16 protein-coding genes and 1 other RNA gene are annotated in these 14,408 nt (G+C 65.9%); 8 read left to right on the forward strand and 9 right to left on the reverse strand.

The features are described 5' to 3' along the window. Positions 1-123: 123 nt before the first annotated feature. The 6 genes from AC58EF_RS03450 (at position 124) to ispZ (ending at position 6,291) form a co-directional block, all read left to right on the forward strand. On the forward strand, positions 124-1,056 hold the full coding sequence (locus AC58EF_RS03450; protein WP_497274526.1) for a hypothetical protein: 933 nt from the start codon (positions 124-126) through the stop codon (positions 1,054-1,056). Between the two features lie 73 nt (positions 1,057-1,129). Further along, entirely contained in the window at positions 1,130-2,527 is a 1,398-nt protein-coding gene (locus tag AC58EF_RS03455; protein WP_497274527.1) for an amino acid permease, read from the forward strand. A gap of 50 nt (positions 2,528-2,577) precedes the next feature. Further along, entirely contained in the window at positions 2,578-3,378 is an 801-nt protein-coding gene (gene dapF, locus AC58EF_RS03460) for a diaminopimelate epimerase (protein ID WP_497274528.1), read from the forward strand. Continuing rightward, complete coding sequence (gene mtaB / locus AC58EF_RS03465) at positions 3,378-4,679, forward strand: tRNA (N(6)-L-threonylcarbamoyladenosine(37)-C(2))-methylthiotransferase MtaB (RefSeq protein ID WP_497274530.1); 1,302 nt, start codon at positions 3,378-3,380, stop codon at positions 4,677-4,679. Before dapF ends, mtaB begins: the two co-directional genes overlap by 1 nt. Before the next feature lie 27 nt (positions 4,680-4,706). Next, a complete protein-coding gene (gene ftsY, locus AC58EF_RS03470; protein ID WP_497274532.1) occupies positions 4,707-5,639 on the forward strand; it encodes a signal recognition particle-docking protein FtsY in 933 nt (310 codons plus the stop codon). Continuing rightward, positions 5,629-6,291 (forward strand): septation protein IspZ, encoded by a 663-nt coding sequence (gene ispZ / locus AC58EF_RS03475; RefSeq protein WP_497274534.1) that lies wholly within the window; start codon positions 5,629-5,631, stop codon positions 6,289-6,291. The genes ftsY and ispZ overlap by 11 nt, the downstream gene beginning before the upstream one ends. Before the next feature lies 1 nt (position 6,292). On the opposite strand, the gene rnk is transcribed toward ispZ, so the two are convergent. Continuing rightward, a complete protein-coding gene (gene rnk, locus AC58EF_RS03480; protein WP_497274536.1) occupies positions 6,293-6,706 on the reverse strand; it encodes a nucleoside diphosphate kinase regulator in 414 nt (137 codons plus the stop codon). A 408-nt stretch (positions 6,707-7,114) separates the two neighbouring features. Between rnk and AC58EF_RS03485 the strand changes: the two genes are divergently transcribed. Both AC58EF_RS03485 and AC58EF_RS03490 read left to right on the forward strand, forming a co-directional pair. After that, on the forward strand, positions 7,115-7,729 hold the full coding sequence (locus tag AC58EF_RS03485) for a superoxide dismutase (protein ID WP_497274538.1): 615 nt from the start codon (positions 7,115-7,117) through the stop codon (positions 7,727-7,729). A gap of 129 nt (positions 7,730-7,858) precedes the next feature. After that, positions 7,859-8,287, forward strand: coding sequence for a hemerythrin domain-containing protein (locus AC58EF_RS03490; RefSeq protein WP_497274539.1), 429 nt, complete (start codon positions 7,859-7,861; stop codon positions 8,285-8,287). Positions 8,288-8,292: 5 nt separating this feature from the next. Here AC58EF_RS03490 and AC58EF_RS03495 read toward each other — a convergent pair whose 3' ends face one another. From AC58EF_RS03495 to AC58EF_RS03530, 8 genes are all read right to left on the reverse strand, one after another. After that, complete coding sequence (locus AC58EF_RS03495) at positions 8,293-9,825, reverse strand: methyl-accepting chemotaxis protein (RefSeq protein ID WP_497274541.1); 1,533 nt, start codon at positions 9,823-9,825, stop codon at positions 8,293-8,295. 1 nt (position 9,826) lies between these two features. Next, on the reverse strand, positions 9,827-10,138 hold the full coding sequence (locus tag AC58EF_RS03500; protein WP_497274543.1) for a hypothetical protein: 312 nt from the start codon (positions 10,136-10,138) through the stop codon (positions 9,827-9,829). Positions 10,139-10,173: 35 nt separating this feature from the next. Continuing rightward, the gene (locus tag AC58EF_RS03505) at positions 10,174-10,545 is read right to left on the reverse strand and encodes a (2Fe-2S) ferredoxin domain-containing protein (protein ID WP_497274545.1); all 372 of its coding nucleotides are present in this window, start codon (positions 10,543-10,545) and stop codon (positions 10,174-10,176) included. Further along, positions 10,484-11,032 carry a J domain-containing protein gene (locus AC58EF_RS03510; protein WP_497274547.1) on the reverse strand — a complete coding sequence of 183 codons (549 nt, stop codon included), beginning with the start codon at positions 11,030-11,032 and terminating at the stop codon, positions 10,484-10,486. Before AC58EF_RS03510 ends, AC58EF_RS03505 begins: the two co-directional genes overlap by 62 nt. 64 nt (positions 11,033-11,096) lie before the next feature. Further along, an RNA gene (rnpB, locus tag AC58EF_RS03515) (RNase P RNA component class A) lies at positions 11,097-11,498 on the reverse strand. A gap of 42 nt (positions 11,499-11,540) precedes the next feature. Continuing rightward, positions 11,541-12,239, reverse strand: coding sequence for an N-acetylmuramoyl-L-alanine amidase (locus AC58EF_RS03520; RefSeq protein WP_497274548.1), 699 nt, complete (start codon positions 12,237-12,239; stop codon positions 11,541-11,543). 136 nt (positions 12,240-12,375) lie between these two features. Next, the gene (locus tag AC58EF_RS03525) at positions 12,376-13,260 is read right to left on the reverse strand and encodes a CheR family methyltransferase (RefSeq protein ID WP_497274550.1); all 885 of its coding nucleotides are present in this window, start codon (positions 13,258-13,260) and stop codon (positions 12,376-12,378) included. After that, the gene (locus AC58EF_RS03530) at positions 13,260-14,339 is read right to left on the reverse strand and encodes a chemotaxis protein CheB (protein WP_497274551.1); all 1,080 of its coding nucleotides are present in this window, start codon (positions 14,337-14,339) and stop codon (positions 13,260-13,262) included. Before AC58EF_RS03530 ends, AC58EF_RS03525 begins: the two co-directional genes overlap by 1 nt. Between the last annotated feature and the right edge of the window lie 69 nt (positions 14,340-14,408).

Genomic DNA, 14,408 nt, shown 5'->3' on the forward strand with positions numbered 1-14,408 from the left:
TAGCGCAGGCCGCGTGCGGATGCAACCGCACCCGTCCGGAACCAGGCCGATGAGCAAGTCGCCCCGCTTTTCTCGCGGCCGCGGATAGGCCACAGTGATGCCTTTGCTATGGCGGAGGAAATCATGCGCCCCCTTCTGAATGCGATCCTGCTGCTGTCCGGTCTCCCATCGATTGCCCATGCCCAGCAGGATGCCGGCCTCACAGATGTCGACGACAGCATCGTCGTCGAAGGACGCAAGATGACGCGCAAGGAAGTAAGGGAGCGCGCGACCGGCTTCGTCCGTACGCTCGGGGTGGTGCAAGGTGACCAGAGCGTGGCGCGCTGGCAAAGCCCGATCTGCCCCGCGGTGCTGGGTGTTCCTGATGACGTCGCGCAGATCGCCGAGTCGAAGGTGCGCGCAATCATCGAGGACGTCAAAGCGCCGCTCGCGAAGCCGGGATGCCACGCGAACCTGCTGATCGCCTTCGTAGAGGACGGTCGCGATCTCATGAAGCTGGTCGCCTACCGGCGGCCGAAGCTGCTCTACCAGATGCAGGGACCGGATCGGCGGGACCTTGTGGACGGCGATGCCCCCATCCGCTGGTGGCATGTGACGGGCAGCGGAACGGGCGGCGGCTCCCCTTCAGGAGGCGCCCCTTCCCCCGCCACCGGCGGCAATGCTGAAGGCGGCGGATCAATACTGCCCGATGGCGTTGCCGGCTCCTCCTCCTATTCGTCGAGCCTGATCCGGCCGCCCATAACGCGCAGCTTTTCCGTCGCCACCGTGATCATCGATGTTCATCGCGCGGAAGGGATCACGCTGGCCGAGGCTGCGGCCTATGCCACATTCGTCGGCCTTGCCGAAGTCAAGGACAGCGCGGATCCCCCGGTCGCCTCGATCCTCAACCTGTTCAAGGATGGGCAGCATCCCGGCGGCCTGACCTTCTGGGACAGGCAGTTCCTGACCGAGCTGTATGAGCTACCACTCAACCGGTTCGGCCGGGTACAGCGCGGCCATCTGATCAAGGCGCTGGTCGAAGGCGGGCACGCCTCTGTGAAGGAGGAGGCGCCCTAACGCCCGGTACGGCTTGCACATCGCCGCGCTTTGCGCCAGCTAACGCGCACGAGAACAGGGGGAGCCGAAGATCATGAGTTGGACACGCCGCAAGCCGATGGAGGCGATGATGCCCGCGCAGGCGGATCATCAGCTCGCCCGCACCCTGTCATGGCCGCATCTTCTGGCATTGGGCGTCGGCGCGATCGTCGGCACCGGCATCCTGACCCTGATCGGCGTCGGCGCGGATCGTGCCGGGCCGGCGGTTCTCCTCTCCTTCGCCATAGCGGGCGCGATCTGCGCCTGCGCGGCGCTCGCCTATGCCGAACTGTCCACCATGATGCCCGCGGCGGGCAGTGCGTACAGCTATAGCTATGTCGTGCTGGGCGAAGGCATCGCCTGGATCGTGGGCTGGAGCCTGATCCTCGAATATAGCCTTGTCGTATCGACCGTGGCGGTCGGCTGGTCGGGCTACGCCGCGCCGCTGCTGACGGCGATTGGCTTCCCCGAGGCACTGACCCAGGGGCCGGAGCTGGGCGGCCTTGTCAACCTGCCCGCCATCTTCATCATCGCGGTGGTCGCAGGCCTGCTGATGTTCGGCACGCAGGAAAGCGCGCGCCTCAACACGCTGCTGGTGCTGATCAAGATCGCCACGCTCAGCCTGTTCGTCTGGGTCGCCCTGCCCGCCTTCGACGCGCAGAATCTGGAGCCGTTCATGCCCTTCGGCTTCGCCAAGTCGATGGGACCGGACGGGGTCGAGCGCGGCGTCATGGCTGCCGCCGCCATCATCTTCTTCGCCTTCTACGGCTTCGACGCCATCTCGACCGCGGCGGAGGAAGCGAAGAACCCGGACCGTGATCTCGCCATCGGCATCGTCGGCTCGCTGGTCGTCTGCACGCTGATCTACGTCCTCGTCGCCGCCGCCGCGATCGGCGCCCTGCCCTTCACCCGTTTCGCCGACAGCCCCGAGCCGCTGGCGCTGATCCTGCGCGAAATGCATCAGGGCGGTATCGCCCGGATCGTCGCCATCGCCGCGGTGATCGCGCTGCCGACCGTGCTGCTGGGCTTTCTCTACGGCCAGAGCCGCATCTTCCTGGTGATGGCCCGCGACGGCTTCCTGCCCCAGAGCCTGGCAAAGATTTCAAAGCGCGGCACCCCCGCCCGCATCACCGCCGTCACCGCCATATTGGTGGCGATCATCGCCGGCCTCCTGCCGATCGACGAGATCGCGGCGCTCGCCAATGCCGGCACGCTGATCGCCTTCACCGCCGTGGGCCTCTGCCTCCTCGTCCTGCGCAAGCGCGCGCCCGACATGAAGCGCCCCTTCCGCACGCCCGCGGCCTGGGTAGTGGGGCTGGGCGCGGTCGCGGGCTGCGCCTATCTGTTCGTCAGCCTGCCGATGAAGACGATCATGGCTTGCGCGGCATGGAATGCGATCGGGCTGGGCGTCTACTTCCTCTATGGGCAGCGGCGAGCGGCTGTCGCCCAATAGGAAGCGGAAGCCACTGGCCTTTCCCATGCCCACGCACTACATGCGCGCCCATGGGACGCTTCTCGAAAATGCACGGCCTGGGCAACGACTTCGTCGTGATCGACGCGCGCGCCGTCCCCGTCGCGATGACGGAGAGGCGCGCCCGCGCCATTGCCGACCGCCATGCCGGGATTGGCTGCGACCAGTTGATCCTGATCGGTGACGCCGACGATGCCGACGTGTCGATGCAGATCTTCAACGCCGATGGCAGCGAAGTGGAAGCCTGCGGCAACGCCACCCGCTGCGTCCCCCTGTTCGTCGGCCGCGACGTGACGATCCGCACCCGGGCGGGGTTGCTCGATGCGAAGCGCATCGACGGCGGCGCCAGCGTCGACATGGGGGCGCCGCGCTTCGACTGGGACGCGATCCCCCTCGCCTACCCCCTGGACACGCTGACCATGGGCGCAAGCTGGGAAGACTTGCCCGCCCCCGCCGCGGTCAATGTCGGCAACCCGCATGTCATCTTCTTCGTCGATGATCTGGACGGTGTGAACTTCGAGCGGCTTGGCCCGCTGATCGAGCATGACCCCCTGTTCCCGAGCCGCGTGAACGTCAATTTCGCGCAGGTCGTGGGCGACAATCATATCCGGCTGGTCGTGTGGGAACGGGGCGCCGGCCTCACCCGCGCCTGCGGCACCGGCGCCTGCGCCACCGCCGTCGTCGCGATCCGCCGCAAGCTGATGGCGGGACCGGTGACGATCAGCCTGCCCGGCGGCGATCTGGTGATCGACTGGGTGCCCGGCGGCGCGATCCGCATGACCGGCCCCGCCACCCATGTCTTCGACGGTGAGGCCGACTGGTCCCGCTTCTGATGAGCGGCCCCGAGATCATCACCATGGGCTGCCGCCTCAACATCGCGGAGAGCGAGGCGATCCGCGACATGGCGAGCGGCCAGGACGACCTGATCGTCGTCAACAGTTGCGCCGTCACCGCCGAAGCCGTGCGCCAGACCCGCCAGGCGATCCGCCGCGCCCGCCGCGAACGCCCGGACGCCCGCATCCTCGTCACCGGCTGCGCCGCCCAGACCGAGCCGCAGACCTTCGCCGCCATGGCCGAAGTCGACGGTGTGATCGGCAATCGGGAGAAGATGGAGGCAGGCACATACACCTCCGTTCGCTTCGAGCGCAGTCGAGAACCGTCCGAGCGCCCGCTTCTCGACTTCGCTCGAAGCGAACGGCCTCTGCTGAGAGTCTCCGACATCATGGCCGTGCGCGACACCGCGCCGCACATGGCGTCCGCCTTTGCCGACCATGCCCGCGCTTTCCTGGAGGTGCAGAATGGCTGCGACCATCGCTGCACCTTCTGCATCATCCCCTATGGCCGGGGGAACAGCCGCTCCGTCCCCGCCGGCGCGGTGGTGGACAAGGCGAAGCAACTGGTCAATGCGGGCTATCAGGAAATAGTGCTGACAGGCGTGGACGTCACCAGCTACGGCCCCGACCTGCCCGGAAATCCGTCGCTCGGCCTGCTGATCGAACGCATCCTGAAGGGCGTGCCCGACCTGCCCCGCCTGCGCCTGTCCTCGATCGACAGCGTGGAAATCGATGAGCGCCTATTCGACCTGATCGCACATGAGCCGCGCATGATGCCGCACCTCCACCTCTCGCTACAGGCAGGCGATGACATGATCCTCAAGCGCATGAAGCGCCGCCACGCTCGCGCCGATGCCATTGCCATTGTGGAGCGCCTCAAGGTTGCCCGTCCCGATATCAGCATCGGCGCCGACATCATTGCCGGCTTCCCGACCGAGGATGAGGCAATGTTCGAAAACAGCCTCGCCCTGGTGGACGAATGCGATATCGTCCACGGCCATATCTTCCCCTATTCGCCCCGCGCCGGCACGCCCGCCGCGCGGATGCCGCAAGTCGATCGCGCAACCATCAAGGCCCGCGCCGCCCGCCTGCGCGCCGCCTGCGTCACCCGCCGCGACGCCTGGCTTCGCAGCCTGACCGGCGCCACCCAATCCGTGCTGGTCGAGCGCAGCGGCATGACCGGCCATGCCGAAAATTTCGCGCCGGTGCGCTTCGTGGAAGGGCAGCCCCCTTCCTCCATCGTGCGCGCGGTCATTACGGGGCTTGAGAAGGACGTCCTGATCGCGCAAGAGGCGGCATGACAGGGATTTCCACGATGGTTTATTTGCATGGCTGAAACTTCCTGGCGCGACCGCCTCTTCGGCGGACTGAAGCGCACGTCCGACAGGCTCGGCGACAATCTCACCGGCCTTTTCACGAAGGCCGCGCTGGACGCGCAGACGCTCGACGAGATCGAGGAAGCGCTGATCATGTCCGACCTCGGCCCCGCCATGGCGGGGCGCGTGCGTGACCGCCTGGCCGAAGGACGCTTCAACAAGGAACTGACCGAGGAGTATCTGCGCGAGATCATCGCGGAGGAGATTGAGAAGACGCTCGCTCCCGTCGCCCGCCCGCTGGAGATCGAGGCCTTCCCGCGCCCGCAAGTGATCCTGGTGATCGGTGTCAACGGATCGGGCAAGACCACCACCATCGCGAAGCTCGCCAATAATTTCCTGGAGCAGGATTATGGCGTGATGCTGGCGGCGGGCGACACGTTCCGCGCGGCGGCGATCGGTCAATTGAAGGTCTGGGCCGAGCGGCTGGGCGTGCCCATCGTCGCGGGCAAGGAAGGCGGCGACGCTGCCGGCATCGTCTTCGACGCGGTGAAGCAGGCGACGGCGACAGGCATCGACGTGCTGATCGTCGACACCGCCGGGCGCCTTCAGAACAAGACGGAACTGATGGACGAGCTGGCCAAGGTGCGCCGCGTGCTGGGTCGATTGAACCCCGCGGCCCCGCACGACGTTGTCCTGGTGCTGGACGCCACCACGGGACAGAATGCGTTGAACCAGATCGAAGTCTTCAAGGAAACCGCGCAGGTGACGGGGCTGGTCATGACCAAGCTGGACGGCACCGCGCGCGGCGGCGTGCTGGTGGCGGCCGCGGAGAAATATCGCCTGCCCATCCATGCCATCGGCGTCGGCGAGAAGATCGAGGATCTGCGTCCCTTCGATCCGGGCGACATGGCGCGCGCCATCGCGGGGACGGCCTATGCGCGGTGACACCAAGCCGGCGGCAACGCCCACCCACAACGGCACGCTCAGCCTGGCGCTCGATTTCGGGCCGCTGCTGGTCTTCTTCCTGACCTACAAGGGGGCGGGCTGGATCTGGGGTCCGGGCAATCCGATCACCGCCATGACCTTCGGCACAGCCGCCTTCATGGCGGCGATCGTCATCGCGGTCGTCATTTCCAAGGTGAAGCTGGGCCGCGTCTCGCCGATGCTGTGGCTCTCGGCCATGCTGATCCTCTTTTTCGGCGGCCTGACCATCTATTTCCACGACCAGCGCTTCATCCAGTTGAAGCCCACCATCATCTACGCCTTCTTCGCGCTGATGCTGTTCGCCGGGCTGCTGCGCCGCAAGCCGCTGCTCAAATATCTGCTGCAGGCGGCCTATGACGGCCTCACCGAAACCGGCTGGCTGAAACTGTCACGCAACTGGGCGCTCTTCTTCGTCGCCATGGCGATCGCGAATGAGGTAATGCGTCGGACCATGACGTTCGACACCTGGCTCGCGGTCAAGGTCTGGGGCGTGACCATCGTGTCCGTCGTCTTCGCCGCCGCCAACATCCCGATGCTGCTGCGCCATGGTTTGACGTTGGGCGATGGCCTCGACAGCGACGAGGTGGGCGAAACCACCCCGCCGCAGGGCTGATTCAGGCCGCGCGGGCCTGCGCGACGTCATCGATGATGATGTCGCGCAGACGGCCGTCACGGTCGGGCCAGAGGATCGACGCGCCCGCCCGCATCCCGATCAGCGCCGCGCCGATCGGCGTCAGGATGGAGATGCGCCCCAACGTCACATCGGCATGGCTGGGATAGACCAGCCGAACCCGGCGCGCTGCGCCGTCGCGCGTATCGCGATAGGTCACGTCCGATCCCATGGCGACGACGTCGCGGGGCAGGTCGGCGGGCGAACACAGGCTGGCGCGACCGACCTCCTCCAGCAACAACTGGCAGACATCGGGGAAACGGTCACGCGCCGCCCAGGCCAGGTCGGAAATCATGTCGGCTTCGGATTCGACGAGCTGGATGGGCGGCACCGCCGCCCCCTTGTGATGCAGGGTCATGAACAAAGGCTTCCTGATAAAGGGTCAACCCGGCGCGCGGGCGTCATACGTCAAGAAGGGTGCCCCGGACCCTGCCGGCGGAGCGCCTGTCAGGTCCGGGGCGGATCGCCCGCGAGAAGCTGGCCTCCGTGATGACGGAAGCGCGGAAAGGCTGCGCCGCTCTGCATGATCCGATCCTGTTCGAGCCGGGCACGACTGTCAAGCAAGCCCCGCCGATCGCCGGGCTTCGGTCAAGATTCGGCATCAATTTCTGCGATCGTTTCGCAATAGGCACATATCTGTTTTCTTGGGCGTTGGGGCAGCATATGGGAAGCGGCGGAGGCGTCCACGCCCCGCCCGGACCATAGAATCAACCGGTCGCGCCAGCCTGTGTGCGGCCGTCCCATAACGAACCCGAGGAGTTCCGCCATGGCCTTTGTTCTGCCCGACCTGCCCTATGCCAAGGATGCCTTCGGCGACATCCTGTCGGTCGAAACCTTCGATTTCCACCACGGCAAGCATCACAACGCCTATGTCGTGAAGGCCAATGAACTGGTCGCCGCCGACGCCTCGCTCCAGGGCAAGTCGCTCGTCGAGCTGATCAAGTCGTCCAAGGGCGGCCTGTTCAACCAGGTCGGCCAGATCTGGAACCACACATTCTACTGGCAGTCGCTGTCGCCGACCAAGACCGAGCCGACCGGCGAACTGCTGGCCAAGATCGAAGAAGCCTTCGGTTCGGTCGATGCGCTGATCGAAAAGCTGAAGGCCGAAGCCGTGGGCCATTTCGCCAGCGGCTGGGCCGCGCTGATCCTGAAGGACGGCAAGCTGGAAGTGACCAGCTATCATGACGCCGACACCCCGGTCGCGCATGAAGGCCATGCGCCGCTGCTGATCGTCGACGTGTGGGAACATGCCTATTATATCGACTACCGCAACCTGCGCCCCAGCTATGCCGACCGCATCCTCAAGGAAGCGATCAACTGGGATTTCGCCGCGCTGAACCTGGACGGCCAAGGCGCCAGCCGCGCCGACCAGCCGGCCTGATGACGGAACCGCCTCCGCGCCGATCGCGCGGAGGCGGTCGCCGCTGCACCATAATGGCGCCAGCGCAACACTCCGTTAAACCTGTTAGCGCATGATCGGCCTTCCAATGGGACGGTGCCGGACATGGACATGAGCGAGCTGCGGCGGCAGCATGAAGAAATAGGCCTGACAGCGAACCTGCTGGCGCGGGCCATATCCGATGATCGCCAGCCCCAGGGCGTCGCGCGGCTGCGCTGGCAGCTGGCGCGCCAGTTGATGGCCCATCTCGCGCTGGAAGATCGCATATTATATCCGGCGCTGATGCGCTCCGTCGACACCGTAGCGCGGGAGCGAACCGCGACGCTGATGAAGGAGACCGGCGCGCTGGCAGACCGTTTCGCTGTTTATATGGCGAGCTGGAGCGATGATCTGATCGCCGGTCAATGGTCCGACTTCTGCGCGGAAACGCGCCTCATCCTGAACGCCTTGAACGAGCGAATCGAACGCGAGAATCGCCTCCTCTACCCGCTTGCCGATACCGGCGCCGAAGGCGACCGGCCGATCGCGCGCCACGCTTGACCGGTTCACGCAGCCTCCAGCTGCGCCACGAACTGGTCGGTTGCGCGTTGCAATGCCTGCGCGGTGCTCGATAGACCCGACGCCGCGCGAGACACACGGCCGGACAGGCTTTCGGTGCTGCGCGCCATGTCCGCCGCCTGCTCCATCCGATCCGCCATCAATGTCGCGTCGCGCGCCGTGTCGCGCGCGGATTGACCGATGGCGGTGGTGGTGTCGCGCTGCTGGCCGACCGCACGCTGAATCTCGTCGGCCGCGCTCGCCAACTGTTCGACCGCGCCGGCGACGTCGGACAAGGCTTCCTGTGCTTGCCCTGCCCCCTGCTGCGCCGACAGGGCCAGCGACTGGATTTCTCCCGTCGCGCTGGCCGCCTGTCCCGCGAGATGCTTCACCTCCTGCGCGACCACCGCAAAGCCGCGACCGACATCCCCCGCGCGCGCCGCTTCGATGGTGGCGTTGAGCGCGAGCAAATTGGTCCGTCCGGCAATCTGCGTGATCGAATCGGCAAAGCTGGTAATGGACGCCGTCCGGCTCTGCATGTCACGCATCGCCTGATGTCCGGCGCTCGACACGCGTTGCGCCTCGCCGCTCAGGGTCGCCTGCTGGGTTGCCGCGGTCGCGATCGCGGTGATCGATTGGGACAATTGCTCGATCCGGCGCGCCAGTTGCTCCGCGCGGCTGGACGAATGTTCCGCCGCCGCGACGCTTTCATCCGTGCCCGCGCTCGCCCGGCGCGCGACGTCGTTCAGCGCGCGTGCCGATTCTTCCAGTTCGCCGGTCGCGGCGCTGACCGCATGAACGACGTCGGCGATCGACTGGCGAAACGCCTGCACCAACACCAGCGTTTCCCCGCGCCGCTCGGTCGCCTGGCGCGTTTTTTCCTGCTCGCGTTCGGCCCGCACCGCCGCTTCCCGCTCATTCGCCGCGCGGCTCGACGCCATGGCCGCTTCCGCCGCCGCGCGCCCGGACTCGGCCGCCTGGGTAAGTTGCGCCGCGTTGCTGGCATGGCCGTCCATCGCCAGCAGCAGCCCGCGCAATCGCATCGTCAGATAGCAGAGCACGGCCGCTTGCAGCACCACGGCAACCGCATGGATCGCGACGCGCTGCACATCGCCGCCGCCGGAAAAGACCCAGAGCGGCGCCACGAAGCTGAGTATGAGATGATGCAGCGCCACCAGACCGCCCGCCAGCAGGATCGGGCGCCAGTCATAGAGCAGCGCGAGGCCCGCAAGCGCGACGAAGAAGAACATGTGGCCGTCCATCTGCCAGCGATGGCCGGTCATCAGGAACACGCCGAGCGCGGGCTGCACCGCCGCCAGCGTTCCCACCGCCAGCCGGACATCCAGGTCGCGCCTCTCGCGCAGGACCATGATAGTCGGCAGCACATTGGCGAAGGTGGACAATAGCAGCACCCGGCCGCCATGCTCCAGTCCCAGACCCTGCGCCATCAGGCCCAGAACGATGCTCCATATCCAGCTGCCCAGCAACAGGATGCGCAGCCCCTGCAACCGCAACCGGCCGACACTATCGATCGCGCTCATCTCAAATCGCCTCCCCACAACCACCCGCGCGCGCCGAAATGGCGATCACGCCCCGGCCGAGCAGAGGTCGGACCAGATCGTTCCGTCGTCCCTCAACCAGTATCGATCCTGCCCATGGTCCCGAGGCGACCAGTCGCGCACCGTGCGCCACAGCCGCCGGCACGAGTCCGATCCGACCGTCATGCGTCAACGGCACAAGCAACATCCGGCCGCGCGCAGGGGGCATGGCATAGACCGCAGTCAAACCGAACAGGATCAGCCCGCCTTGCGCGAACAGCGGCCAACACCTTGGCAGGGAAGCAGAAAATCTCATTTCGGCCGCTTAGGCGAAAGATGGTAAGAATTGGATTAACGATCGTCGGCCGTCGCCAACCCCAGCATCGCCGCCAGTTCATCCAGATCGGCATCCGGCCGTACCAGCAGCCAGTCCCGGCTGTCTGCGCCGTTCACCACCGTGACCGCACCCTTGGGACAGACCCCCAGGCAATTGACCTCGATGATGCCCGCCGCCGCCTTGCGCCCCTTCCTGAGCGACAGATGCTTGCGGAGCGCCTTCACCAGCCGCTCATCACCGCGCGGCCCGAAACCGCCGTCCAGCTTCTTCGAACATTTGCGGCAGACCAGCACGGCATTGCGCCAATTGGAGCGGACATGATCCTTAATCGGCCGCGCCTCTGGGTTTCCAGGTGCGACGCTCTTCGGCCGCACGCAACACTTCATAGGCCGCCTGGATGGTCTGGAAGCGTATGGCCGCGTCGGCATCGCCGGGCTTGACGTCGGGATGATTTTCCTTCGCCAGCCGCCGCCAGCTTTTCTTCACCGCCTCGAAACTGGCGTCGTCCTCCAGATCGAGCGCCTTGAGCGCGTGAACCTCGTCACGCGAGCGGCTGCCGTCGCCCGGTCCACCCCAGCCATGATAGGCGCTCGACTGGAAACCACTCGCGTCGCGGCGCTCCGCCCGTTCACGCTGCGCCCGCTCCTCCGCGTCAAGCCCCTGAAAATAATCCCAGTTCTTGTTATATTCGGCGGCATGATCGCTGCAAAAATACCAACGGTCGCGGCTGTTGGGCGATTTGGGCGCGGGGCAGTCACCCGGCCTGTCGCAACCATGGCGATCGCACAGGCGCACCTGTTGCGCTTCGCGGGTCGCGCCATAGCTGCGCCAGCGGGGAAATCCCCAGTCATTGGATCGGCTCTGTCTTGCCATCGGACCAGAATAGGGATTCGGGCGCATCAACGCCACCCTGCCGCAGTGCAAAAACAGTGCAAAAAATGCCAGAGGGCCTGTAAGCCGGGTTCTGTCCACTCCGCCAACCCGAAGATGGACGGAGATAGGCGACCATTCCTCTAGGGAACGGATTGCTCCGTTCCTCCAGCAACCAACCCGGGCGGTCTCGGCCGAAACATGCCTAGCAGCCTTTCGACTGCGCGCCGCCCCTATTCGGTCTTGCTTCCGGTGGGGTTTACCGTGCCGCCGCCCGTTGCCGGGGGCGCGGTGCGCTCTTACCGCACCCTTTCAATTTCGCTGGGCCTAAGCCTTAGCGACCTGCTTTCTGTTGCACTGTCCCTTGGATCGCTCCAGCCGGCCGTTAGCCGGCACCGTCATTTCGTGAAGCCCGGACTTTCCTCGCCGTGGAAGTTACCCGCCACGCCGCGGCCGCCCGGCCCTCTGGCGTCGGGGGCCTTAGACCGATTCTGATGCTTAGTCATCCCGCTTATTCGTCGCCCTGGGGCTTGGGCAGCAACAGGGCGAGCAGGATGGCGCGGCATTCGCCGTCAATGATCCCGTCGATCAGTTCGGGACGGAAGCGCCGCTGAAAGGCGACAACCGCCGCATCCGGCTCTGCAATGTCATAGCCGAACCGCTCCAGCGCCAGCATGAAGGCGCTGTCGGTCCAGAGCGGGTCCATCAGATTCTTGGTCGGCCGTGGCAGTGCCAGCCGCAGCCGCGCCAGCTGCCCCCACGGGAAAAGCTCGCCAGGATCCTGTTTGCGCGCCGGCGCCACGTCGCTGTGGCCGACGATATTGCCGCGGGTGATGCGATGGCGCTGCACGATGTCGTGGATCAGGGGAATGAGCGCATCCATCTGCGCTTCGGGAAAAGGCCGATAGCCCCATTCATGCCCCGGATTGACGATCTCTATGCCGATGCTCGCGGAATTGATGTCATCCATGCCGCGCCAATGCGAACGGCCCGCGTGCCAGGCGCGCTTGGCCTCATCGACCATGCGGACGATCTGCCCTTCTTCGGTGACGACATAATGGGCCGACACCTTCGATTCCGGATTGGCCAGCCATTCGATCGCGCTCGCCGCGTCAGGCATCCCCGTATAATGGAGCACCAGCATGGAAATGGGCGATTTGCGCTCGTCGAAATTGGGCGACGGCGTTTCGGTCATGGGAATATCGGTCATCGGGAAAGGCCAGTCACTTCCAGCAGTTCGGTCATCGCGCCCTTCCGACCGCCTGTTCACGCAGCGGCCTCAGTCAACCATGACCGAGACCGGCGCAGCAATCAAGCATGGTTAAGAGCTGGATGCCCCCGAAGAATCAGCCGGCGCGACGGACCGGACCTACCGCATGGGCAGGCAACGGCGCCTGCCGCGCATAGCCGCCGCGAAATTCAGGATGCGCGATGAAGTCGTCGCCCTGCCCGATCACCGTCTCTCCCGCGCCCAGCAACAGCACCGAGCGCGCGTGGCTGTGCCGCGCCAGCAGGCGCAGCACGACCTGCCGCCGCTCCGGCGTGAAATAGAGCAGCACATTGCGGCAGAGCAGCAAATCATATTCGCCCGACGGCGCGGCGGGGTCGAACATATTGTCCTGCCGGAAATCGATCATCCGCCGCAGTTCGGAACTGGCCCGCCAGTCGTCGCCATGGGGTTCGAACCATTTGATCAGATCGCCGATCCCCAGGCCGCGCTGCACGTCCATCTGGGAAAAGACGCCCGCGCGCGCCTGCTCGATCGCAGCGCCGGACACGTCGGTCGCCAATATCTCGATGCGCCAGCCATTCCAGCGGGACCAGTCGTTGCGCAACTGGATGGCAAGGGAATAGGCCTCCTGCCCGGTCGAGCAGCCCGCGCTCCAGATGCGCAATGTGCGGTCCTGCCGCTCATAATGAATATGCGGCAGAATCTGGCGGGAGAGCATGTCGAAAATCTGGAGGTCGCGGAAGAAGCTGCTCTCATTGTTGAGCAGCGCTTCGATCACGGATTTCTCCAGATCGATATCGCTCTTGCGCAGCAGCCGCGCGGCGAGCGTATCTATGTCCGCCAGCCCATGATCGCGCAGCACCGGGCGCAGGGCGGTTTCCATCCGCCAGGCACGCCCTTCGGACAGGGTCTGACCCGTGCGCGCCTCCAGCAAGCCGGACAGAAGACGGGCAGCCCCCGCGTTCAGGCGGCCACTCGGCGCGGAGGATGATTCGGCCATCATGCGCACACCTTCCCGCGCCGAGCGACGAAGGCCATCATCGCCGCCGGTTCGAGCAAGGCGCAGCTGAGGCCCGCGCCGGCCACCGACCCGGGCATACCCCAGACGACGCTGCTCGCCTCATTCTGGGCGACGATCCAGCCCCCCGCCCTCACGATGTCGCGCGCACCGGCCGTGCCGTCGCGGCCCATGCCGGTCAGGACGACCCCGGCCGCGCCGGCGCCGAAGACTTCGGCCATGCTGGCGAACATCGGGTCGACGCCGGGCAGGTTGCCGGTCGGCGTGCGCTCCGCATTGAGCTGGATGGTGACACGCCCATGCAGCCCCTTGCGCAGTTGCAGATTCGCGTCGCCAGGCGCGACATAGATTGTATCAGGCGCCAGAAGATCCCCCGTTTCCGCCACTTTCACCCGCAGACTCGTCATGCGCGAAAGTTGCTGCGCGAAATAAACCGTGAAGCTGAGCGGCAGATGCTGCGTCAGCAGGATGGGCACGCCGAGCGGCGCGGGAAGCCCCTGGAACAGCTGGCCCAGGGCATGGATGCCGCCGGTCGACGCGCCGATACCGAGGCAGGCCAGCGGCTGCACGACGGACTGGACGACCGGCTCTGCGACGGGGCGGGACACGGCAATCGCCGACCCGCTATCAAAGAGGCGGTTGAGCCGCTCGATCAGCGCCTGCGGAAACTGGTCGCCAAAGCTGCCGCTACCCGGCTTCGACACGATGTCGCTCGCGCCCAGCGCCAGCGCCTCGATGGCGGCGGCGCTGCCCTCCTCACACTTGCCGGACAGGATCGCGACCTTGGCGCCCGCATTCGCCTGCAGGATCGCCGGCAGGGCGGCAAGCCCGCTCTGACCCGGCAATTCGATGTCGAGTAGCACCAGATCGACCGCATTGTCCGCCAGATAGCTCAGCGCATGTTCGGCGCTGTTGGTCTTGTGAACCACGGCGTAGCGCGAATCGGCATTCAATATGCGTTCGATGACCGTGCGCACGACGACCGAATCGTCAACGACCAGCGTGCGGACCGGCGTGGGTTCGCTGCTGTCACTGGTCATGATCGGCACGATGGCGGTCATCACGTCGCTTTCTGCACGAACGATGGAAGAAAAGGCGGAACTCCCCGGATCAGGGTCGATGGCGCGGTC

This window comes from Sphingobium sp. WR1 (genome assembly GCF_059693745.1).